This window comes from Paenibacillus amylolyticus, from assembly GCF_050990605.1.
Lineage (GTDB): Bacteria > Bacillota > Bacilli > Paenibacillales > Paenibacillaceae > Paenibacillus > Paenibacillus amylolyticus_H.
In genome coordinates, this window is record NZ_CP158832.1 from 5,577,669 (window position 1) to 5,603,837 (window position 26,169).

General features: G+C 53.6%; 4 protein-coding genes. All 4 read right to left on the reverse strand.

Going from position 1 to position 26,169, the window contains the following annotated elements; translation table 11 throughout:
* Positions 1 to 80 precede the first annotated feature (80 nt).
* Positions 81 to 19,079, reverse strand: a complete 18,999-nt coding sequence (locus ABTV53_RS24625; RefSeq protein WP_433747538.1) for a non-ribosomal peptide synthase/polyketide synthase — start codon at positions 19,077 to 19,079, stop codon at positions 81 to 83.
* 85 nt (positions 19,080 to 19,164) lie between these two features.
* Positions 19,165 to 20,898, reverse strand: a complete 1,734-nt coding sequence (locus ABTV53_RS24630) for an ABC transporter ATP-binding protein (RefSeq protein WP_433747540.1) — start codon at positions 20,896 to 20,898, stop codon at positions 19,165 to 19,167.
* Positions 20,895 to 22,721 carry an ABC transporter ATP-binding protein gene (locus tag ABTV53_RS24635; RefSeq protein WP_433747543.1) on the reverse strand — a complete coding sequence of 609 codons (1,827 nt, stop codon included), beginning with the start codon at positions 22,719 to 22,721 and terminating at the stop codon, positions 20,895 to 20,897. Before ABTV53_RS24635 ends, ABTV53_RS24630 begins: the two co-directional genes overlap by 4 nt.
* Positions 22,711 to 26,019: a non-ribosomal peptide synthetase gene (locus ABTV53_RS24640; protein WP_433747545.1), complete on the reverse strand. Its 3,309-nt coding sequence runs from the start codon at positions 26,017 to 26,019 to the stop codon at positions 22,711 to 22,713. The genes ABTV53_RS24635 and ABTV53_RS24640 overlap by 11 nt, the downstream gene beginning before the upstream one ends.
* Positions 26,020 to 26,169: the final 150 nt, after the last annotated feature.

Sequence of the window (26,169 nt, forward strand, 5' to 3'; positions counted from 1 at the left end):
TCAATTCAATTCATTTCATACTAACCGTATACTCAAATGGACCAAAAATAATACGGCATACACCCAAGCCGGGTAAAGGATTAGAAAATAATATCAATAGCCTCTAGCTCATCTTGCTCCTGTTCGGATTGCCCGTTCAGGGAAATATCTTTGAGCAGCACCGAAGGCTGTTCGCCAATTTGCTTGATGATCACAAGCAGGTCCTGAGCGAAATTGTCGATCAGATTGCGCGTAAACAACTTCGTCGCATATTCAAACTGTCCGTTCATTCCCTCATCCAGTAACGAAATGACCAAGGTAAGGTCAAATTGGGAAACCGTATGCGTTTCCGGATAAGATTCGATCTGGATATCCCCAAAGCTTTGAACGTTATCTTCCTTTGTTTCCAGTGCAAACATGACATCGAATACAGGATTGCGGCTTTGATCTCGCGGCACCTGCAGCTTTTTAACAAGCTCTTCGAACGGATAATCCTGGTGGTCGTATGCCCCCAGCATCGTTTCTTTGACTTCGTTCAAGTAAGCAAGGAACGTCTTCTCCCCGGATGGATAATGGCGAATCGCCAACGTATTGACAAACATTCCGATGAGCGGCTCCAGGTCGGCATGGGTACGGCCCGAAACCGGCGTGCCTACAATGAAGTCTTCTTGTCCCGAGTACTTGCTGAGCAGGATTGAATAGGCCGCCGATAACACCATATAAAGAGTAGCACCGTTCTCATCGGCAATGCGCTGCAAACTGTCGGTCATCTGTTTGTCGATACTGAAAGGCAGCACATCTCCCTCAAAGCTGCGAGCGGCAGGTCTGACAAAGTCCGTAGGCAGCTCAAGCGTCGGCAGTTCACCTTCCAGCATGTCCAGCCAGTAGGCTTCCTGGCGTTTCAGCCGTTCTTTTACAGGTTCGGACTGCTGCCAAGCGGCGTATTCCTTGTATTGAATCCGAAGCGGTTCCAGCTTCTCACCGTTATACAGGCGCAGCAACTCTTCGACAAAGATACCCATTGACATGCCATCCGTGACGATATGATGAATGTCAAGCATAAGCAGATGACGTTCCGCTTCCCATTCAACCAAGCCCACACGCAGCAGCGGTGGCCGCTCCAAATCAAAGACACGTACAAAGACATCCGCAATGCGTTTTGTGTCACTTTCCGTCGCTTGTGTATACTCTACGGCAAACTCCAAGTCCGAATAAATCCGTTGTACCGGTTCGCCGTCGACCATTTCGAAGCCAGTTCGCAAAACTTCGTGACGTGCGATTAATCCTTGGAGCGCCGCCTCGAATTGATTTCGCTCCAAGCGCCCGACGAGAACCGTCATGCCGGACATGTTGTAGCTAAGCTCGGCGCCTTCCATCTGCTGCTGGATGTACAGCCGTTTTTGCACGGAGGAAAGCGGATAATACTCCCTTTTATCCAGAACCGGAATGGAGAGGAATTCCTGCTGCTCCAATCGGCTAATCACTTCAGCCATCGCTTCAATAGTCGAGTACCGGAATACATCGCGCAGTGGCAGGTCCACGCGCAGCTCCTTGTGCACCTTGCTGACCAGCGTCGTCGCCCGCAGCGAGTGACCGCCGAGGTCGAAGAAGTTGTCCGTCACACCAATCGTAACTGACCCGAGCACGTCCTGCCAGATGGAGACCAGTTTCGCCTCCAGATCGGTGCGCGGTGCCACGTATTCGCGCCCTGCACTTGCTCCCTCTTCCGGCGCCGGCAGTGCTTTCCGGTCGATTTTCCCGTTTGGTGTCAGAGGTAAATGCTCCAGCTCCACAAAGTACGATGGGATCATGTAACCCGGCAGTTCGCTGGAGATCGCTCGTTTCAGGTCGGCCGCCGTCAGTTCGCTTTCCGTTGTGTAGTACGCGCACAGCGCCTTTTGCCCGTTCGCATCACTTCGAACCAGCACGACCGCTTCGCGTATACCTACCACCCGCAGCAGCTGCGACTCAATCTCACCCGTTTCGATCCGGTACCCCCGAATTTTCGCCTGGTTGTCGATCCGGCCGATGAAGTCCACGTTGCCGTCCTCCATCCACCGTGCCAAGTCTCCCGTGCGATACAACCGCTCACCTGCGGTGAACGGACTGTCTACAAACTTCTCTTCCGTTAGCTCTGGACGGTTCAAGTACCCACGTGCTACGCCAGCGCCGCCGATGACCAGTTCGCCCAGCACACCGACTGGAACCGGATTTAGATGTGCATCCACGATGTAAAACTTCGCATTTAACCACGCTTTGCCAATCGGCACATGCCCTGTCTGCGGAAGTCTCGACAACTCCTCGTCATAGAAACTGGAGTCAATTGCCGCTTCCGTCACGCCGTAGGCGTTAATAATGCGGAACGACGGGCCGAACCGTTCCTGCAAGGTCCGGTAATCTGCCACGCTGCAACTGTCCGAGCTTGTGATGAGCAGCTCCATCCCGCTCAACTCCAGCCCTTGCTCATGCACGTATTCCATAAACGGCACGATCAGCGCCGGCGTTGATTCAAATATGGTGACCCGCTCCCGCTCTATCCAGTAGTGAAGACGAGACGGATCGATCCGGTCGTCCTTCGGTACAATGACCATGGTACCGCCGTTGTACAACGTCCGCGCGATATCGCCCACGAACACGTCGAACGAAAAGCTTGCGAGCTGCAACAGCCTTACCGGAAACTGATCCAACCGATATTCCCGTCGGTAACCCGCTGCCGTGTTCACCAGGCTGCGGTGCTCAATCATCACACCCTTGGGCTTGCCCGTCGTTCCCGACGTGTAGATCACATACGCCAAATCCTCTGGGCGGGCTTCATGGAAGCTGTCCATACCAACACCATCAACATCATTTGGATGACTCTCGCCACCACTGTTCACAGCCCCTGTTAGCTTGCCGTTGACTGGATCGGGAGCACTGCTGGAGCCTTGGCCGAAGCCCATTGGCGCATTGCTTCGTTCCTCGTTGTACGACGCTTCATCGTCGAGGTACAGCACCGTCGCCAGTGCCAGTTCCTCTTCACCGAGCCAGGCTTCTGCACGCTCTCGCAGCGGCGTTTGCGTCAGCAGCACCTTCGCTCCGCTGTCTTCGAGCATAAACCGCACGCGGTCCGCCGGATAATCCGGGTCGAGCGGTACATACGCCCCGCCCGCTTTCCAGACGGCCAGCACGGCCACCAGCAAATCGACCGAACGCTCGGCGAGAATGCCCACAATCTCATCCCGGCCGATGCCGCTTGCACGCAGCGTTGTCGACAGGCGGTTCGCCCTCTCGTTCAGCTCCGCATACGTCAGCCGATCGTTCTCGTATACGACGGCTTCCGCTTCCGGCGTGTGTTCCGCCTGTTCCTCGAACAGTCGATGGAACGCTGCCCCAGGAGCCACTTCCGGCTGCGCCGGGTTAAACGCGCCGACAATTTCTTCTTTTTCCGCCGCCGTCAAAATATCTAGCTCGGCAATCGTCGCTGACGGGTTGCAGAGAATGGATTCAAGCAACTGCAAGTAGTGGGCAGCCAACTTCTCCACCGTTTCGGTTTTATATAGAGCCGTGGCGTATTCAAACAGATATTCCAAGCCGTCCTCAATCTCCGTGACGTCCAGGCTGAGATCGAATTTAGAAACAATTTCTTCGCTGGCATACGTCGACAAATGAAGTCCCGGAAGCTGGATTTCCACATTTTCTGTATTCTGCAAAGCAAACATCGTATCAAACAGCGGATTTCGGCTTAAATCACGAGCCACGTTTACCTTATCCACCAGTTCCTCAAACGGATAATTCTGATGTTCAAAAGCACCCAGCGTTGTCTCCTTGATTTCCTTCAAGTAGTCAAGGAACGTCTTCCCGGCAGCCGGATAACTGCGGATAGCCAGGGTATTAACGAACATCCCGATCAGCGGTTGAACATCGCTGTGATTTCTGCCCGCAATCGGCGTACCTACCACCACGTCTTCCTGACCTGAATATTTATGCAGAAGCACGTTATACGCCGCAAGCAGAACCATGTACAGCGTTGCGCCGTTCTCAACTGCAAGCCGTTTCAGACCTTCGCTTTTCTCAATATTCATAAACAATTGCAGCGTGCGGCCCTCGTAGCTCTGCATAGCAGGGCGCGGATAGTCCATCGGCATTTCCAGAACTGGCAGTTCTCCGCGGAACATGTCTAGCCAGTAGACTTCCTGCTTGGCAAGCTGAGCTTTCTGGTTGTCCGATTGCTGCCATACTGCATAATCTTTGTACTGAATGCGGAGTGGCTTGAGCGGCTCTCCGCTGTACAAGTGCACGAACTCTTCGATCAGTACGTCCATCGATACGCCGTCAGATACGATATGATGTGTATCGAACATCAGAATGTGCCGGTCCGGCGCAAGTTCGGCAATGCCCACCCGCAGAAGTGGCGGCTTCGCCAGATTAAACCCACGAACGAATTGGCGCACCGTTTCTTCTGCATGTTCCCCGCTGATCTGCACATATTCCACCTGGAAGACAACTTCTTCGTAAATCCGCTGAACCGCTTCGCCTTCAACCATCTCAAAGCCGGTACGCAGCGTTTCATGACGAGCTACAAGCCCACGGAACGCTTCTTCAAACCGTTGTCGGTCGAGCTGCCCTTCGAGCAGCATAGCTCCCGGTATGTTGTAGCTGAGCTCTCCTCCTTCCAGCTGGTTCAAGATATAGAGACGTTTCTGAGCAGAAGAGAGCGGATAATACTCGCTAGGTTCCGCAGCCGGAATAGCCGTAAACGAGCCGAACTCCAACCGCTCCATAGCCGAGGCCATTTCCTCAACCGTCGAGTAACGAAATACGTCGCGAAGCGGGAATTGAGCGCCCAGCTCCTTATGCATTTTGCTGACAAGTGTTGTCGCCCGCAGGGAGTGTCCTCCGAGATCGAAGAAGTTTTCCGTTACGCCTACCGCCTTCTCCCGAACAAGCACTTCCTGCCAAATGCTGGCTAGTTTCGCCTCCAGTTCGGTGCGCGGCGCCACGTATTCACGGCCTCCGCCTGCTCCTCCTTCCGGTGCTGGCAGCGCCTTCCGATCCATTTTCCCATTTGGCGTTAGAGGCAATTGCTCCAGTTCGACGAAATACGACGGAATCATGTATCCCGGTAGCTCGCTTGAGATCGCCCGTTTCAAATCTGCCGCCGTCAAGCCTTCATCCACTGTATAATAAGCACACAACGCTTTCTGCCCTTCTTGATCTTCCCTGACAACAACGACCGCTTCCTTCACGCCACCTACACTCAGCAGCTTCGCTTCGACTTCGCCCGTCTCGATCCGGTACCCCCGGATTTTCGCTTGGTTATCAATCCGGCCGATGAAGTCCACGTTGCCGTCCTCCATCCACCGCGCCAAATCTCCTGTGCGATACAGTCGCTCACCCGCGGCGAACGGACTATCTACAAACTTCTCTTCCGTCAGCTCTGGACGGTTCAAGTATCCACGCGCCACACCGACTCCGCCGATAACCAATTCGCCCAGCACGCCAACTGGAACCGGATTCAGATGAGCATCCACGATGTAAAACTTCGCATTCAGCCAGGCTTTGCCAATCGGCACATGGCCTGTCTGCGGCAAATTCGCCAGTTCCTCATCATAGAAACTGGTGTCAATTGCCGCTTCCGTCACACCATAGGCGTTAATGATGCGGAACGACGGGCCAAACCGCTCCTGCAAGGTACGATAATCTGCCACACTGCAGCTGTCCGAGCTTGTGATCAACAGCTCCATCCCGCTCAACTCCAGCCCCTGCTCATGCACGTATTCCATAAAAGGTACGATCAGTGCTGGTGTTGATTCAAAAATCGTCACTTGCTCCCGCTCTATCCAGTAGTGCAGACGAGACGGATCGATCCGGTCGTCCTTCGGTACAATGACCATGCTGCCTCCGTTGTACAGCGTCCGCGCAATGTCGCCCACAAATACGTCAAACGAGAAGCTGGCGAGCTGCAGCAGCCGCACCGGGAACTGATCCAATCGGTATTCCCGCCGGTAGCCCGCTGCCGTGTTCACCAGGCTGCGGTGCTCGATCATTACACCCTTCGGCTTGCCTGTCGTCCCCGACGTGTAGATCACATACGCCAAATCCTCAGAACGGGCTTCATGGAAGCTGTCCACGTCAGTAACATCAACAACATCTGGATAACTCGCATCGCCATCGTTCACAGCACCCGTCAGTTTGCCCGAGACTGTACCAGCAATCATGCTGGAGCTCATCGGTGCATTCTCCCGGTCTTCGCTGTATGACGTTTCGTCATCGAGATACAGCACCGTCGCCAGTGCCAGTTCCTCTTCGCCGAGCCAGGCTTCAGCACGCTCTTGCAGCCGGTTTTGTGTCAGCAGCACCTTCGCTCCGCTGTCTTCCAGCATAAACCGCACACGGTCCGCCGGATAATCCGGGTCAAGTGGTACATACGCCCCTCCTGCTTTCCAGACGGCCATTACGGCCACTAGCAAATCGACCGAACGCTCGGCGAGAATGCCAACGATTGTCTCCCGGCCGATGCCGCTTGCACGCAGCGTTGCTGCCAAGCGATTCGCCCGCTCGTTCAGCTCCGCATACGTCAGCCGATCGTTCTCGTACACGACGGCTTCCGCAGCCGGTGTGCGGTCCACCTGTTGCTCGAACAGGCGATGGAAGGCGGCCACAGGAGCCACTTCCGGCTGCACCGGATTAAACGCGCCGACAATTTCTTCTTTTTCCACCGCAGTCAAAAGCTCCAACTCATGTACACGAATATTCGGATTAACCGCAACCTGCTCCAATGCACGGGCAAAATGACCGTGGATCTGCCTGATGTCTTGCTCTCTGAATGTCAGTGCATTGTACGTAAACCGCAGCAAAATATGCTCTTCCGGAATGACGGTAATGTCCAGGTCGTAGTTCGTTTGTTCCGGCGATTGGATATTGGCGATTTTCAGCGCTTCTTGTCCTCCGCCGACAACCTGCTCAATCTGTTCTTCCATCGGATAATTTTCAAAGACCATGATATGGTTGATCAAGTCGCTCTTTTGCTCGCTCAGCGACTGAATTTCGAACAGTGGGAACGTTTCATATGCTCCGGATGCCAGCGCTTGATCCTGGGTTTTTCTCAAGATATCGGCTACCGTCTCCTCGGCTTTACCTTGAATACGGACAGGGATCGTATTAATAAACAGGCCAATCATGCTTTCGATGCCCGGAATTTCAGCCGGACGCCCGGATACAACGGAGCCGAATACGACATCCTCGCTGTTGTTGTATATCTGCAGGACCAGTCCCCATACAGTCTGCATAAACGTATTGAGTGTCACCTGCTGCTGGCGCGCCACATGCTCAATTTGCCGAGTCAGTCCTTTGCTGAGTTCCACATCGATTTCAGCCATTTCAAAAGCATGCTGTTTCAGCTGCGTTCTCTCCTGCGGCAGCTTAGTCTGCTGATCGTAACCCGCCAAATACTCAGACCAGTAATCCGAAGCTTTCGTTACATCTTGAGCTTCCAGCCATTCGATATATCTGGAGTACGAGGTAACCGGAGGAAGCTCTAGCATTAGCTTCTCCTGAAACGCAAAGTAAGTGTCGAACACTTCCTTGATCATGAAGGACATACACCAGCCATCCATCAAAATGTGATGGTGACTCCAGATCACATGGTAGGACTCATCGCCTGTGCGCAAAACGGTCACACGCATAAGAGCGTCCTGGGCCAAATCGAACTTGTTCGCTTTATCCGCGCTGACAAAATCGGCTATCGTCTTCTCCGGGTGTTCATCTCTTGCAGAGCGAATATCTTCAAAGTAGACTTCACACTTCCGCTCGCGGAATACCACTTGAATCGGCTCGTCTCTCCAGCCGGTAATAAAGTTGGTCCGCAGCGCCTCATTCCGCTGCACCAGCGTATCCAATCCTCGGGTGAAGGCTTCCACATTCAGGCTTCCGTACAGATCGAAGGTCACCTGTTCGAAGTAAGCTTCCGAATCGGCATCCAGCAGGCTGTGGAACAACATCCCTTTTTGCAGTGGAGTCAGGGTGTATACATTCTCCAGTTCGCCGAGTGCCGCCGTATGTTCGGACAGCCGTTCCAGTTCCTCCACCGTCACATCTTGAAGCAGTACGTCGCTAGGCGTAAGCTCCGGCCGCTCTTTCGATATGCAATGGCTGATGACTTCACGCAAGCTCGATTGAAGCAGGGTTCCCAGACGCTCTACCGTTTCCCGTTTATACTGAGTTTCCCCGTAACGGATCGTGAGTTCCAGCGCTCCTTCTGACACCATACCGTTGATATCGAGGACAAAATCCATCAATGCATTCGGGCTTGAATCGGAGCCCGGGCTGAACGGAGAAGGCTGCGAGCCGCTGCTTTCGTAATCCTGGTCGAACTGACCCAAATAGTTAAAGCTGATCTCCGGCTCCAGAGTGAAGCACTCGCCGTCACGCGGCGCCGACAAATAACGCAGGATGCCGTAGCCGATTCCTTTGTTCGGAGTGCGGCGCAAGTTTTCTTTCACCTGTTTCACCTGATGACCGAGTGACTGAGCGTGACCCGACTCCAGAACGACAGGAAATTGGCTTGTAAACCAGCCTACCGTGCGTGTAATGTCCATATCCGGCAAAAGTTCTTCCCGGCCATGCCCTTCGAGGTTCACCAGTACGCGTTCCTGACCGCTCCAAGCTTGTACCGCAAGGCCCAGCGCGGCAAGCAGCAAATCGTTCATTTCCGTATGGTAAGCACGGTGAGCCTGCTTCAGCAGCTGTTCAGTTTCGTCAGCCGTCCATCGAACGGTCACGAGCCCGCTGTCCTTCAGCTTGGATCTACCTTGTTCAAAATCTTTCCGAAGCGGCTCATAGGTCAATTGCTCGATATGTTGCCAGTACACTCTCTCACTTTCCATCGCCGGCCCGTTCGCATAATCAGCGAGCTGTTTCACCCACGTTTGGAATGAATCCGTTTTGAGCGGCAGACGGATCGGCTGCCCTTGCAGCGCCTGCTCATAGCCGGCAGCAAAATCCTCAAGCAGAATCCGCCAGGATACGCCGTCTACGACCAAGTGATGGATTGCGATGAGCAGATGGTCGCCGTCTTCGCAGCGGAACAAGCCGAGCTTCACCAGCGGACCGTTTTCCAGATCGATGCTCGCTTGAATGTCATTTGCCTTAGCCTCTACCGCTTCTTTCACGTCGCGGGCTCCCTTGAAATCGACAACTTCCAGATCGAACAGCACCTCGTTCTCCCCGGCGCTGCGGTTCAAGGCAGTATAACCGTTCTCCGTTTGGCGATAAACCGTTCGAAGAGCATCATGATGCACGATAAGCTGACGCACCGCTTGGCGTAAAGCTTTTTCATCAAACCTTTTCTTGGAGAACTGCATGATCGCCTGATTGCTGTGATGAACGTCGGCCGGATTTTGTTCAAAGAACCAGCGCTGAATCGGGGTCAGGATAACCTCTCCCGTCACTTCGGATTGGCTTGCCGTTCTCTCCGCTGTTTGCAACCGCAAACTAAGGGCGGCAATCGTCGGGTAATGGAACAAATCTTTCATAACCAGCTTGTACCCCGTTTGCAAAAGACGAGAAGATACCTGTAAAGCTTTAATTGAATCCCCACCAAGCGCAAAGAAATTATCCATGGTGCCAACCTGATCCACGCCTAACACTGACTGCCAGACCAAGGCGAGTGCTTGCTCGGCAGGTGTACGCGGCGCCGTGTATGCAGCCTCGGCACGAATGCTTCCTTCCGGCAAAGGCAACGCTTTACGGTCGATCTTGCCGTTAGGTGTGAGCGGCAGTTGATCCAAGCGCATGATGCGCGAAGGCACCATATGAGTAGGCAGTACGGCGTCCAGATGGGCCACAAGCCCTTTCAGGTCGAAGCTGGAATCCACTACGACATACCCGCACAAATATTTCTGCCCCCGCTCGTCCGTCCGGTCGATGACAAGTGCTTGACGCACCTCGGCAACATTTTTCATAGCCGCTTCAATCTCACCAAGCTCGATCCGATAACCGCGAATCTTCACCTGATTATCGATTCGGCCGATGAAATCTACGTTGCCGTCAGGCATCCAGCGTGCCAGATCACCCGTCCGGTACAACCGCTCCCCAGCGGTGAACGGGCTATCTACGAATTTCTCCGCCGTCAAATCCGGGCGGTTCAAGTAACCGCGGGCCACACCCGCTCCTCCGATAACCAGCTCGCCGAGCACCCCGATCGGCACCGGCTTCAGATTTGCATCCACGATGTAAAACTTGGCGTTCAGCCACGCTTTCCCGATCGGCACGCTGCCCGTGTTCGGCAGCTTCTCCAGCGGCTCCTCATAGAAGCTGGAGTCAATCGCCGCTTCCGTTACACCGTAGCTGTTAATAATACGGAACTGCGAGCCAAAGCGCTCCTGCAAGGTGCGGTAATCCGCTACGTTGCAAGCATCCGAACTTGTGATCAGCAGCTGCATCGAGCTGAGGTCCAGACCCTCGGCATACACATGCTCCATGAACGGCATGATCAGCGCCGGAGTTGATTCGAACACCGTCACCGCGTAGTCGCGAATCCAGCCATAGAGGCGGGTTGGATCAATCCGGTCTTCCTTCGGCACGATGACCATAGTTCCACCGTTATGCAGCGTCCGTGCAATGTCACCAACGAATACGTCAAACGAGAAACTGGCAAGTTGCAGCAGCCGGATCGGGAACTGATCCAGGTGGTAGTCCCGCCGATAGCCCGCCGCCGTGTTCACTAAGCTGCGGTGTTCCACTGCCACGCCCTTCGGACGGCCCGTCGTACCGGAAGTGTAGATGACGTAAGCCAGATCGCCTGGCTTGTTCACATTTGCCGGATTTGATGCGAGATCCGCCACTTGTACGTTCTGCTCAGCTTCTGCCGTGGCAGATGTTTCGACAGCAGCCGTTGCCACTTGCGCCAAAGCCTCCGCCTCCGCACCCGCTTCGCCTAAAGCTTGTAGGCCCACAGCCGTTTCTGCCGCGCTGAGGCTGTACGTCGTGGCGTCATCAAGTGCAAGCACCGTTTGCAGCGTTAAAGCTCCGTTGCTGCGCCAAGTTTCCGCCTGTTCCAACAGGCAGGTCTGCGTAAGAAGCACCGACGCCCCGCTATCCGCGAGCATATATTCGATCCGTTCCGCTGGATAATCCGGGTCAAGCGGTACATAAGCGCCGCCAGCTTTCCATACGGCGAGCACCCCGATCAACAGCTCGGCCGAACGGCCGGCCAGAATGCCGACCACCTGTTCCGGCTTCACCCCGCGTGCCCGCAGTACATACGCCAAACGATTCGCTTTGGCGTTCAGCTCCGCATACGTCAGCTTGCTGTCTTCGTAGACAACCGCCAGCGCTCCTGGAGTACGCTCCGCCTGCTCCTCGAACAGCTCGTGGAATGTTCTCCCTTTCCACGACTCATTCGCTTCCAGACCTGTACCTTCTGTGGCAGATTGCTTCGCAACAGCCGAAGACGACACGTCAAACCCGACCAATAAATTATCTTTTTCGCTGTCGGTCAACATATCCAAATCCGAAATCCGCGCACCCGGCTGAGCCAGGATCGACGCCAAAAGCTGCTCGTAATGACCCGCCAGCCGTACCATCGTGTCCTGTCTAAACAACGAGGTAGCGTACTCGATCTTGCAAATCAACTCGTTACCCTCTTCCACGATATCCAAGCTAAGATCAAACTTTGCTGTCTTTTCCTCGATGTCAAACAGCGACCACTGCAAGCCTTCCAGGGTTAAATCCAGGCTTTCGTGCTTTTGCAAAGAAAACATGGTGTCAAACAGCGGATTCCGGCTTAAATCCCGGCTCACCTGAAGAGCTTCCACCAACTCCTCGAACGGATAGTCCTGGTGCTCGTAGGCTCCAAGCGTCGTTTCCTTCACTTCAAGCAAGTATTCCATGAACGTCCGCTCTGCCGTCGGACCCAAGCGAAGGGCCAGCGTATTGACAAACATGCCGATAATCGGTTGCAAGTCGGCGTGAGAACGAGCGGCAATCGGAGTGCCAACTACTATATCTTCCTGTCCCGCGTATTTATGAAGCACTACGGAGTACGCAGCCAGCAGAAGCATGTACAGCGTCGCCCCCGAATCACTGGCAAGCTGTTTGAGAGCTTTGCCTTTCTCCGCATCTAGCGTAAACGTGAGCGTTTGACCTTCAAACTGCTGAACGGCTGGACGTGAGAAGTCAAGAGGCAGCTCAAGAACCGGAAGCTCGGAGCTGAATACCCCGCGCCAGTATTCCTCCTGTCGTTTGATGCGTTGACGCTGTTCCTCGGATTGCTGCCAAACGGCGTAATCCTTGTATTGAATCCGCAGTTCCGGTAATTCTTCCCCATTGTAAAGCCGCACGAATTCGCGCAGCAGTACATCCATGGAAAGACCGTCGGAAGCAATGTGATGCATATCCAGCGCGAGCAGGAATTTTTCTTTCTCCAGTTCGATCAGCAGAGCGCGCAGCAAAGGCGGCTGGGTCAAGTCAAAAGGCTGAATGAAGCCTTCAAGAATGGCTGCAACCTGATCTTCGCTTGCTTGAAGCTTCTCGACCTTGAAAGCAACGAGCGGATGAATACGCTGAACCGGCTCCCCATTCACGATTTCATAACCGGTGCGCAGCATATCGTGCCGGGCCATCAAAGTAGTCAGTGCCTGTTCCACTTTGTTCTCGTTCAAAGCCCCTTCTAATTGCAAGGCGCTTGGGAGGTTATAATTCAGCTCCAAGCTATCCAGCTGGTGCAGGACGTACAGCCTTTTTTGTGCAGAGGAAACCGGATAGTACGCTTTCTCTTCCACTTTTGGAATCGAGCTGTGCTGCGATTCTTCTAAGCTGGTAATAGCCCCGGCCATCGATTCTACCGTCATATAACGGAACACATCACGCAGCGGAAGTTCAACGTTCATTTCCTTCCGAATTTTGCTGACAAGGTTTGTCGCCCGCAAGGAATGCCCTCCGAGCTCGAAGAAATTGTCCAGGACTCCAATGCCGGAGTAACCCAGCACTTCCTCCCAGATTTTCACAAGCAGGGACTCCGTAAGGTTACGCGGCGCTACGTATTCGACGCCTGTTTGCAAGCCGCCTTGCGGCTCTGGCAGTGCTTTGCGGTCCACTTTGCCGTTGGACGTCAGCGGCATGCGTTCCAGCTGCACGAAGTACGACGGGATCATGTATCCGGGCATTCCCTGGGCCAGCGAGGTTCTCATTTCGCTAACCGTCAGCGTCCGGTCCGCCACATAGTAGGCAACAAGCGCCTTTTCGCCCCCGTTGTCCTGACGAGCGAGCACCACCGCTTCTTCCACGCCCTCCACGTTCAGAAGCTGCGTCTCAATTTCGTCCAGCTCGATCCGGTACCCGCGGATTTTGACCTGATGGTCGATCCGGCCGAGGTATTCAATGTTGCCGTCCGGCAGCCAGGCCGCCAAGTCACCCGAACGGTACAGTTTCACTCCATCCGCAAACGGCGAATCAACGAATTTTTCCGCCGTCAAATCCGGTCGATTCAGGTATCCTCTTGCCAGGCCATCACCGGCTACATACATTTCGCCTGCTACGCCGATTGGAACAGGACGACGGTTTTCATCCAGAACGTACACACTCAGCGTTGGGATCGGCTTGCCGATATTACTTTTCGCCGCCTCCATCTCGATCCATGTAATTTCCTTATACGTCACGTGAACCGTCGTTTCGGTAATACCGTACATATTGACCAGCTTTGTCTCCGGGTACTTCGTCTTAAAACCCTTGAGCAACAGCGGGCTGAGCGCTTCGCCGCCGAAGATGACGTTGCGAATCCGCAGATCGTACGGATGGTCCACTAAAACCTCACGCAGCAGTTGGTAGAAATATGTTGGCGTCTGGTTCAAGATCGTGACCCGTTCGCGGCTCAGCAGTGCCAGGAACTCGGCCGGATTTTTCGCCGTAAGTGGCGGTACGATAACCAGCTTTCCTCCATTCAGAAGTGCTCCGTACATCTCCCAGACGGAGAAATCGAAGCAGAACGAGTGGAATAACGTCCACGTGTCGGACGGCCCAAAGTCGAACAGGTTCTTGTCGTTGAACAAAAGGCGCACAACATTTTTATGCTCGATCAACGTGCCTTTGGGTTTGCCGGTCGTTCCCGATGTGTAGATGACATAAGCCAAGTTACCCGGCCCGGAAATCGGTTCTAGATTCAAAGCTTCCAGCGCAACGGCGGAGTCCGTCCCTTTGTCAACCCAAACGAAATCGTCCAATTCGAGGCGTGCTCCTGCAAAGTCCGTCTTCTCATGCAAATGCTTTTGAATCAGCAATAACGATGCGCCCGAATCCTCAATCATGAAGCGGATGCGTTCCTCCGGGTAGTCGGGATCGACCGGCACGTAGGCTCCACCGGCTTTGAGAATCGCCAGAATGCCGACGACCATATCGAGGGAACGTTCGGCCAGAATCGCTACCAACTGATCCGCTTCAACTCCTGTCTCTCGCAGCTTACGTGCAAGGCGGTTGGATCGCTCGTTCAGTTCGTGGTAGGTCAACTGCCGCTCATTCATGACGGCGGCCACATTATTCGGGTAAAGCTTCGCCTGCTCTTCGAACAAGCCATGAATCGTCTGCTGCCGCGGGTAGTCTGCCTCCGAATCATTGAAACCGCGCACCAGTTCACGCATTTCCTGCTCCGTTAGCATTTCCAGCGAAGCAATATCCCCATCCGGCGCTGTTACGATAGTTTCGAGTAGCTTGTCATAATGTTTGGCGAACCGCTCCGCAGTCTCCTGTTTATACAAAGCCGTAGCGTACTCCAACCTGCATTCGAGCTGACCATCCAGCTCCGAAATGTCCAGAAGCAGCTCGAACTTGGACGTTCGGTTTTCCAACGGATAAAACGATTGCTCCAGCCCCTCGATGACAATTTGCTCATTCTCCGTATTTTGCAGGGAGAAGAACGTGTCAAAGAGCGGATTTCGGCCGGTCGCGCGCGGAATGTGAAGACTTTCCACCAAGTCTTCGAACAAATAATTTTGGTGTTCAAAAGCCCCAAGTGTGATTTCCTTCATTTCTTCCAGATACTTAAGGTACGGCTTGGAACGCTCTGGCTGGCTGCGAATGGCAAGCGTGTTGATAAACATACCTACGATCGGCTGCACTTCTTCCTGCGTTCTTCCGGCAATCGGCGTTCCCACGATCAGATCTTCCTGACCCGAATATTTATGCATAAGGATCGAGTAAGCAGACAACAGCACCATGTACAGGGTCGTCCCTGTCCGTGCGGCCAGTTCTTTCAGCTTCTCCGTCCGTTCTTTCCCAATATCAAACTTCAAGGTCCGGCCGTCAAAACTTTGCACCGCAGGCCGCGGGAAGTCCGTTGGAAGTTCCAATACAGGCAGCTCGCCCGACAGCTGTTCCAGCCAGTACTCCTTCTGCGGCTGGATCAACTGCCCGTAGGCTTCGGAATGCTGCCAAACGGCATAATCTTTGTATTGAATTTGTAACGGAGCCAACTCCTCGCCCCGATACAGGCGGCTGAACTCGTCGAAAAGCAACGCTGTCGAGATGCCATCCGAGACGATATGGTGCATATCGAACAGCAGAATTTGACGATCCTCGGCGACTTCGATCAGGCCGATGCGAAGAAGTGGCGGCTTGGTCAGATCAAACGGGTGATAGTATGCTTCCACCACTTGGTCCACTTCTCGCTCGCTCGCCTGGAAATAGTCTACAGCAAAATCCACCTCGTCATAGATGCGCTGCACAAGCTCGCCTTGAACCTGCTCGATCCCGGTACGCAGCGTCTCATGGCGCTGAATCAGCGCCCGGAACGCGTACTCTACGCGCGTGCGGTCCAGCTTGCCTTTGAGAAGAAGCGCCGCCGACATATTGTAGCTACGCTCGGCTGCGTCAAGCTGACGCAGGACGTACAGACGCTTTTGCTCGGATGAAACCGGATAATACTCGGTCTCTGCCGCCTTTGTAATCTCATACGTTTCCTGCTGCTTTAAACCGCCGATTCTTTGGGCCAGCTGTTCGATCGTGGTGTAGCGGAAAACGTCCCGCAGTGGAACCTCGACTTGCAGCTCTTTTCGAATCTTGGAAACAAGCGCGGAGGCCCGCAAGGAGTGACCACCAAGGTCAAAGAAATCGTCATGGACTCCAACTCGCGCAATACCCAGCACCTGCTGCCAAATAAGAGCAAGTCTTGTTTCCAGCGTTGTACGAGGAGACACATGCTCACGGCCCACTTCTACCTCTCCGCTCGGTTCAGGCAGCGCTTTACGGTCAATCTTGCCATTCGGTGTGAGCGGAAGCTGATCAAGAGACACCAGCCGGGCCGGAACCATATGCGCAGGCAGCTCTTGCTTCAATTGGGATAACAGATCGCTCAGCTGCAAGGAAGCATCCCCCGCCACGTAACCGCACAAATACTTTTGCCCCTGCTCATCCGTACGGTCGGTCACCACAGCCTGCTTGACACCCGGGAAACGCAACAGGGCCGTTTCGATTTCGCCGAGTTCGATCCGGAACCCGCGAATTTTCACCTGATAGTCGATCCGGCCGATGAAGTCAACGTTGCCGTCTTCCAGCCAGCGGGCCAAATCTCCTGTCCGATACAGACGTTCGCCAGGCACAAACGGACTGTCTGCAAACTTCTCAGCGGTTAGGTCCGGACGGTTCCAATACCCGCGCGCCACCCCGGCGCCGCCGATGACAAGCTCACCCGGAACCCCTACAGGAACCGGCTTTAACGCGGCATCGACAATGTAAAACCGGGCGTTCAGCCAAGCTTTGCCGATCGGCACATGACCCGACAATGGCAGCTTGTCCAGCGGCTCATCGTAAAAGCTGCTGTCAATGGCCGCTTCGGTAACGCCATAACTATTGATGATGCGAAATTGTCCACCGAATCTTTCCTGCAGCAATCGGTAATCGGTGACACTGCAAGCATCGGAGCTTGTAATCAGCAACTGCATGGAGCTTACGTCCAGCCCTTCTTCATAAATATGCTGCATGAACGGCAGGATAAGCGCAGGTGTCGATTCGAAAACCGTAATCTTTTGCTCCCGAATCCAGCCGTATAAGCGGTTCGGATCAATCCGGTCATCCTTTGGCACAATTACCATTGTGCCTCCGTTATACAGCGTTCGCGCGATGTCTCCAACGAACACGTCAAACGAAAAGCTCGCCAGTTGCAGCAGCCGCACAGGGAACTGATCCAACCTGTACTCGCGGCGGTACGCATCCGCCGTATTCATGAGACTGCCATGCTCGATCATAACGCCTTTTGGGCGTCCCGTGGTGCCCGAGGTGTAAATCACATAAGCCAAGTCTTGCGGAGCACTGTCCGCAGATTCAAATTCCACGGCTGAGGTATCCACGTTATACATCTGTTCATCGTCCAGCGCATAGACAGCTTGAAGCTTCAACCGGTCATCGGCCAACCAACCTCTGGCCCCCTCCAACAAATGACGCTGCGTAAGCAACACCGACGCTTCGCTATCGCTGAGCATGTACTCAATCCGCTCCGCCGGATAATCGGGGTCCAGCGGTACATAAGCTCCGCCGGCTTTCCATACTGCGAGCACACCGACCAGCAGTTCCACCGAGCGTTCCGCCCAGATCCCCGTAATCGTCTCCCTTCCCACGCCTTGTTCACGAAGGAGCACAGCCAGCCGCTCGGCGCGTTTGTTCAATTCGCCGTAGGTCAGCTTTTTGTCCATGTAAACGACTGCCGGGTGATCCGGAATATCTCGGGCAAACTTTTCGACATATTGATGAAACGCTATTCCCTCGCTCAGCGCTGCCACCGGTGGGTTAAACACGCCCAGAATGCGGTGTCTCTCCTCATCGCTCAGTAGAGAAATCTCGCGTACCCGCAGTTCGGGAGTCTTAAGAAACTGGTCCAAAACGGTTACATACTGTTCCATAATACGATCAATCTCGGCTATCTCGAACAGGCCGGTACGATAGGAAGCATGGAGAATGACATGGCCTTCATTCAGCATATGGTCGAAGCGCAGCAGTAGATCGTCCATCTCGTGCCTGGCAAAGTGAGCCTCCAGACGTACCTTGATTTCTTCGTACTCCACGATTTTCAAAGGCAGATATTCCAGAGACGTGCGGAACAGCTCCGAAAGATCGTTGCGGCCGTGTTGTTCGCGTAAATCCTGAATCAATTGGTTATACGGATATTTCTGATGCCGCAGATCTGCCATATTTTCCTTGGAAACCGTTTGGATCAAGGAAAGAACGGACTCATCTGGATTCAGACTAATTCGCGTAGCCACGGTGCTGACGAACATACCGATCGTTTCTTTTTCCTTCTTGCTGGTGCGATTGGCAAAAACAGTGCCGACCGGCACATCAGTACTGTCCGTCAACTTGTACAACAAGACGTACATGGCGGACAAAAATAACGTATATAAACTGACCTGATATTGTTCGCTAAAAGCCAGAATGCGGTCATACCGGGAACCATCCAAAGTGATAGCCAGTTTATTGGATTCGCTGCCGATCGAGAGTGGTGGATAGGATTTAATACCGATCGTTTCAGGCAAAGTGTTGTACTTCGTCAGCCAGTATTCCTTGCCTTTTTGATAACGCTGCGATTGCTCATATTCACACTCTGCGGAAATATAATCCAGATAGGAAGGGGCCTGGTAACTGCTGGAGATGCCTTTACGCAGTTCCAAATATTTTTCCATTACTGCATGCAGCAAAGCATTGACGGATAAGCCGTCGGCAATAATATGATTTACCGTCAAATTGAGCCATACTTGGCCGTTCGCAAAATGGATCACCGTAAATTGATAGAGGTGTTCGTCAAACACACTGGCCGGTCTTTCGGTTACTTCTTTCACCCAAGCATAGAATTGTTCGGTTGTGCCTATTTCGAGGTGGCTTATCCTGGCTTGAACATTCTTCGGCTCTTCGAACCACTGCGTTGGATTTTGCAAATCCCCGCCAATGCGAATTCGGAAAGCGTCATAGGTTTTGACAATCTCTGCCGCCGCTTGCTCCAACAGCTTTGTGTCGATCTCGCCCGTAATCTGGTAGGTCGCGGAAAGCATCGTGATGGATGTGCCCGGATTCATAATTTCCATGAACCATATCCGGCGCTGGGCTTGCGTTAATCCATATTGCTTGTTCGTATTCTCTCTCACATCGACACACTCCCGTATTAGAGATTGTTTGTAGAAAGGCTTTGTACCTAGATATCAGCAGGAAGCCGCCCGTCGTAAAGCGGGTCTATCCGTACAGCCGCGCGTAATAACCTCCGAGCGCCAGCAGATCCTGATGGCGGCCCCGTTCGACGACCGTTCCTTGGTTCATGACCGTAATCAAATCCGCATGTTCCACGGTGCTGAGACGGTGCGCAATCAGAATGGTGGTGCGCCCCTTCATCAATACATTCAGAGCTTGCTGTACCCAATGCTGGGATTCGTTATCCAATGCAGAAGTCGCTTCGTCCAGCAGCAGAATCGGGGCGTTTTTGAGAATCGCCCGGGCGATCGCAATTCGCTGCCTTTGTCCGCCTGACAACGACGCTCCTCTCTCTCCCACCGCCGTTTTATACTGTTCAGGAAGTTCCTGAATGAAATGGTGAGCGTACGCCGCTTTGGCCGCTTCAACCACTTCTTCATCCGTTGCCTCCGGGTTGCCATAGCGGATGTTTTCCTCAATCGTGCCGGTAAACAAAAACGGCTCCTGCGGAACGTATGCAATCTGCCTGCGGATTTCGTCCAGTGTGTAATGGCCGAACGGTTTGCCCTGGAGCAGGATATCTCCGCTGTCCACAGGATAAAAGCCGAGCAGCAGCTTGATCAGCGTACTTTTGCCGCTGCCGCTGGCTCCTACGATCGCAGCGACCTGACCAGGAAACACCTGCATGGTCATGTCGACAAGTACCTTTTTATCCGCCTGATAGGAAAATTCCACATCGCGAAACTCTACCACAGCCTCCGATACAAGCTCGCTACGAGAAGATCCCAGACGCTCTGGTTCCTCCTCCTCATTTAGTACCTCTTGAATCCGGTGAGCACCCGCGAGCGAATTTTGGGTCATCGACAGAACCATTCCCAAGTTCAACAAGGCGTGTGTCAGATTCACTTGCAAAACTGCCAGAGCAGCGACGCTTCCCATTCCCATTAATCCGTGTGCATAAAGAAGACTGCCGATGACGATGATGCCGCAGAACGTGACGTAGCTGATAAAATGGTTCACCGCAGCCTGCATACCGTTCTTCTTTGCCGTTTGCCGAAGCGTTTGCGTCATTTGTTCGTTCAACGCCTCGTACTGGCCATAAATCGTGCGGATACGGAACAGCTTCACAATTTGAATGCCACCCATAAAATCTTTGAATTTTTCGGTCATTTTACCGAGCGTTTGCAAGCCTTGTTCGGACAAGGCACGAATATCCCGTGCAAATTTCAGGCTGACCAGGGAGGACAGCAGCAGAATGACAAAGGATACGCCGGCAAACCGCCAATCGATCACCACCATGGAGACAATGGAGCCGATGCAGAAGACAACTTGAAGCAACAAAACGAAGTAAACCTGCGAGAATGTAAACTCAACGGTCGTTACGTCGTTGTTCACCCGAGACAGCAAGTCCCCATGGTGCGTCTGCTCCAGGAATCTCGGCCGCACCCGGCACAGCTTGTCATACAGACGTTTGCGGATATTCAGCACAGTCAGCTCGACACTGCGCTGGTATAAGTAAATGAACCAGGGAGAAATTATATTTTCCAGGAACAGGGCCGCGCCCAAAATAATAAAGGCTTCCACCATCAGGGACGTATCTCGGGACACGGCGAAATCAACCAAGTTATGTACGACCAAGCTGAAGGCGATCAGAAACAATGTCTGGGTGAGCGCCGTTACGGCAAGGCCAATCGCGTACTGGGTTTTGCGCTTGCGGTTCATAAACGTCAGCAAGTAGCCGAGTTCTTTCACTTGCGAGAGCCTTCCGCCCTTTTTCATGTGTACGACACCTCCCTGCGTTCGGCAGACTCGGTAAATTCCTGGTAGTACGACTGGGCGTACAGTCCCTTCCTCTCGAGCAATTGTTCATGAGTGCCCTTTTCGACAATATTTCCTTGTTCCATAACCCAAATCTCATCGGCGTTTTGTACCGTAGAAAGCCGGTGGGCAATAACCATGGTCGTTCTCTGCTTCATCAATACGTCCAGCGCTTCCTGAACCGCGCTTTCCGACTCCGGATCAAGAGCCGATGTGGGCTCGTCAAGCAGCAGAACGGGAGCATCCTTTAGAAAAGCCCGGGCCATTGCTATGCGCTGGCGTTGCCCCCCGGACAAAAAGCCCCCGCGCTCTCCGACATACGTCTGGTAGCCGCCCTCAAGCTGCATAATGAAAGAATGAGCCTGAGCAGCTTTGGCGGCTTCGATAATTTCGTCCATCGACGCTTCTTCCCGCCCATAGCCGATATTTTCGGCGATCGTACCGCTAAACAAATATGAATCTTGGGTTACCACGGAAAAATGTGACCGAAGCTGCTCCGGATCTGCGCCGTGAGTCAGGCTTCCGAACACGCGGATCTCGCCCTGATCCTCCGGAAGCGGATAAAAGCCGCATACCAGCTTAAACACCGTACTCTTCCCTCCGCCGCTCGCTCCGACAAGTGCAATTGTCTTGCCTTCCGGCACCGAGAAGCTAACATTCCGCAGAATCGGGGAATTCTCTTCATACCCGAAGGTTACGTTCTGAAACTGGATGGGTACAGCGCTTGCTTTTGGAAGCAAACGGCCATTTTCTGTTTCCGTCGGTTGCTCGACGATTTCGGAGACCCTTCTCAGGGCACCGCTCATTTCGAACGTGCGCGTGATGAGCTCGGGAATATGCTCCAGCGGTTCCAGACACAGATTAAGCAAGTACAGGAAGGCGATCAGTTCTCCCGCGCCTAGCTGCCCGTTGTAGATCAAATAGCTTCCGTAACTGACAGCGAAAATGATCGGGCTGATCATCAGCGTAGAAAGCAGCGGGTTGACCCAGGCTTCCCGCTTTTTCACGGCAAGCTTTTTTTGAGCCGTCAATTGTAGAAGCACTTGGTAGGAGCGAGATAACATACCGGATAGCAGGTAACTTTTTACAATAGGCATCCCTCCAAGCGTATCCTGGAGGTTGACGTTCATTCGGCCCATGTTCGCCTGGGCTTCCTCCGTCAACTGTTCCAACTGCTTGCCGATCCATTGGGAAACCAGCAGTGCTACGGGAAATAACAGCAGGCTGTACAACATCAGCTCCCATTGGAGGTAGATCAAATAAGCGAAACAGCCGATAAACAATAGCGGATGATAAAACCACTGGGCGAGGTCCCGAATCATAAATTGCTGGATGAGCTGCAGATCGTTGTTGATCCGCGACAACACGTCGCCGGAGTGCTGCTTTTCCAAATAGGGAACCGGGAGTTTGCCGATATGACGCATGACATGGTTGCGGATATCCTGCACCGCAGAGGCACTGCTTCGCTCCACACCAAAGCTCATGAAAAACTTCGCCGGCACACCGATCAAGATGACCACAAAGACCGTGTACACGATTTGCAGAACGATTGGCCCCGACCCATTCTCGGCCTGTGTGGTCAGCTGCTCGACCAAACGTCCCGTCCATATCTCAATAACCGCGGCAGCAATTGCTGACAGGATACCGACGATCATCCAGCCTTTGTGACGGCTTACATAAGACATCAGCCAGCGAAACGCTTTCCAGGTGGCATAAGCGGTTCGGCGCTTGGAAGGCGCCGCTGTGCCTTGTTCTTGAACAGATGTCTGCCGATCAGCTCCCATGCAGGACCCCGGCCTCCGCTTCGATCTGCTGCTTGATTTGCACTAAGATGTCACGGATGACAACAGCCGTTTCGTCCACGCGCGCGAGTTCCAGCAATTCCTCGTGTGCGCCCTCCAACCGGTAATCGGCATAAGCGTGCGTCGTTGCCCTCTGCCAGGACGGCAACTGGTGCTCCAGGCGAAACGCTTCGCTGTCCTTCGCAATCAGTTCGTAAATCCGGGCAGTTATCGTGCCTGAATTAATAAGCTGCGCTTCGTACGTCAAGGTCGCTTCGATCTTCCGATGAACACGCTCCCGCACGAGCGGATTGCTCATTAATTCCTTCTCTTCTTCGTCGAAATCCGCAAGCATTTCTTCAAGCTCTTTCTCAGACGTTTCATAAGGCGTGAGTGTGTCCTTAATCCACGAGTCCACCATGAGCACGTCCGTTACGGAATACCCTCTTCTTTCCATCGTTTTTGCTACCTCGAACGTCAAGTTGCCTCCGAAGCAGTAGCCGAGCAGCACGTAAGGTCCTTCCGGCTGGATGCTAACAATCTCATCCACATAACGGTTCAGCATGGCCTCGTAATCGATGACATCATCGATAAAATCAATGCCGTAAAGCACGAACCGGCCGTCTAGCCTGCTTGCAAGCTCTCGGTAACCAATGCCGAAGCCGCTGCCTGGAGGGAAGCAGAACACGTTCAGATCCCCTGTTTTATTCAGCTTAATAAAGGAGTCTCCCCCTTTATCCAGGCCCAGATCCTCCTCTCCAAAAGCCATGGCTTCAACGGTTACATTATGGAATTGGCGATTCAGCGGTATCTCGATGCCCGTTTCATCGTAAACGGCTTGAACGAGCCTCATCAGACTTAAGGAATTGCCGCCCAGCTCAAAAAAGTTATCTTTTACGCCGACCTGTGGAATGCCAAGTGTATCCTGCCAGACACGGGCGATCTTCATCTCGAGCAGCGTTCTCGGCGCAACATATTCCGCTCCTCCGGCCGCGGCTTCCTCCGGCACCGGCAGCGCTTTGCGGTCGATTTTTCCGTTCGCGGTCAGCGGCATCTGCGAAAGCTGCACAAGATGCGCAGGAATCATATACCCCGGAAGCTGCTTGGCGAGCTGCTTCTTGAGTTCATTCGCCGCCAGCTTTGTTTCCGCGACGTAATAAGCAACAAGTTGCTTATGGCCGTTCGCGTCGTCCCGGGCGAGTACCACCGCTTCTTCCACGCCCCGGGCGTTCAGAAGCTGCGTCTCGATTTCGTCCAGCTCGATCCGGTACCCGCGGACTTTGACCTGGTGGTCGATCCGGCCCAGGTATTCGATGTTGCCGTCCGGCAGCCAGGTCGCCAAGTCGCCTGAACGATACAGTTTTTCCCCCTCCGCAAATGGGGAATTAACGAACTTGTCCGCCGTCAGATCCGGACGGTTCAGGTATCCTCTCGCCAGCCCTTCCCCGGCCACGTACATTTCGCCCGCTACACCGATCGGCACAGGGCGGCGGTTTTCATCCAGGACATACACCCTTAGCGTAGGGATTGGCTTGCCAATATTACTCTTCGCCGCCTCCATTTCGACCCACGTAATTTCCTTATACGTCACGTGAACCGTCGTCTCGGTAATGCCATACATATTGATCAGCTTGGTCTCCGGGTACTTCTTCTTGAAGCCCTTGAGCAACAGCGGGCTGAGCGCTTCGCCGCCGAAAATGACGTTGCGAATCCGCAGATCGTATGGATGATCCGCTAAAACCTTACGCAGCAGCTGATAGAAGTATGTTGGCGTCTGGTTCAAAATCGTGACCTGTTCGCGACCCAGCAGTGCCAGAAATTCGGCCGGATTTTTCGCTGTGTACGGCGGTACGATAATCAGCTGGCCTCCGTATAGCAGCGCTCCGTACATTTCCCATACGGAGAAATCGAAGCAGAACGAGTGGAACAACGTCCACGTGTCGGACGGTCCAAAGTCGAACAGGTTCTTGTCGTTGAACAGGAGGCGCACAACGTTTTTATGCTCGATCAGCGTTCCTTTCGGTCTGCCGGTCGTTCCCGACGTGTAGATGACATAAGCTAAGTTAGCCGACCCGGAAATTGGCTCCAGATTCGAAGTATCCAGTGCACCTTCCGAGTCCGCCCCGCTGTCACCCCAAACGAAATCATCTATATCAAGGCGCGTTCCTGCGAAGTTGGTCTTACTGTGCAAATGCTGTTGAATCAGCAATAACGGCGCACCCGAATCCTCGATCATGAAGCGGATGCGTTCCTCCGGGTAGTCGGGATCGACAGGCACGTAGGCTCCGCCCGCTTTGAGAATCGCCAGTATGCCGACAACCATATCGAGTGAGCGTTCGGCCAGAATCGCTACCAGCTGGTCCGCTTCGACTCCCGTCTCCCTCAGCTTGCGCGCAAGCCGATTGGATCGCTCGTTCAGCTCGCGGTAGGTCAGCTGCCGTTCGTTCATGACAACGGCCACGTTGTCCGGGTAAAGCTCCGCCTGTCCTTCAAACAAACCGTGAATCGTTTTCCCCCGCTCGAACCCGGTTTCGGTGTCATTAAATCGATTCAGTAACGTCTCCCTCTCTTCCGGGGAAAGCACATCGGCTTGTCCAAGCTCCAGATCCGGCTGTAATACAAGCACGGACAGAAGCCGAACAAGATGGTCGGCTGTCTGTTCCACAAACGCCCGCTCGTATCGATTCCCGTCAAAGCTTATTTCCAGTTCGATAGAGTCGTTTCGGCGGTCGAATCGAAAAACCGTATCGGCCGCCACCCGGTTACCCAGCGGTTCAGGATGGATCGGTGCGAAGGATACGACGGTGTTGACGACCGGAAGGCCTTCCCCTGTATAGTCCAGATGGAGCGGCTCCACCATTTTCCGAAAAGGCAAGTGCTGATGCTCCAGCGCCTCGCCGATGGAGGCTTTGATGCCACCAAGCAGCGTTTTCAGCGTAGTCTGGCTGCTTACGGACGTTTTGATCACCAGGATATCATGCGGCGGCTGAGTCACGTCCGGGTCCGGGCTATAAGAAGGCATGCCGACCAGTACTTGATCCTGCCCGGTATATTTGAACAGCAGGCTTTTTACTCCTGCCAAAACAATCATGTACATAGCCAGATCCGAACCAATGGCGAGGCGAATAATTCTCTCCGAAAGTTCACTCGGCAGGGTACGGTGAAGCAAGGCCGGCTCTGCCGCAGCTTCGCCGCCCGCAGATAATTTGGAGGATTGACTGTAGGGAAGGAAGCTCAGGCTGTCATCGTCGTCAAACTTTCTGCTCCAGTACCGTTCTTCCTTTTCAAATAAAGATTCCATTCGTACCTCCCCTAAAAATGAAGTGACCGCATGCCCCGGCGCAGGTCCGAAAAAACTTACTTTCGGCCTGCGCCTTTACGGGCTTGATTTTACGGACTTGAAAGTTGTTCGCTGTCTTTCTTGGGATACGCGCCACTTTCGCTTGACGGC

Excerpts from the sequence above, each read along its gene's own strand:
- ABTV53_RS24640 (WP_433747545.1), bottom strand. The coding sequence starts at position 26,019 with ATGGAATCTTTATTTGAAAAGGAAGAACGGTACTGGAGCAGAAAGTTT.
- ABTV53_RS24630 (WP_433747540.1), bottom strand. The coding sequence starts at position 20,898 with ATGAAAAAGGGCGGAAGGCTCTCGCAAGTGAAAGAACTCGGCTACTTG.
- ABTV53_RS24635 (WP_433747543.1), bottom strand. The coding sequence starts at position 22,721 with ATGGGAGCTGATCGGCAGACATCTGTTCAAGAACAAGGCACAGCGGCG.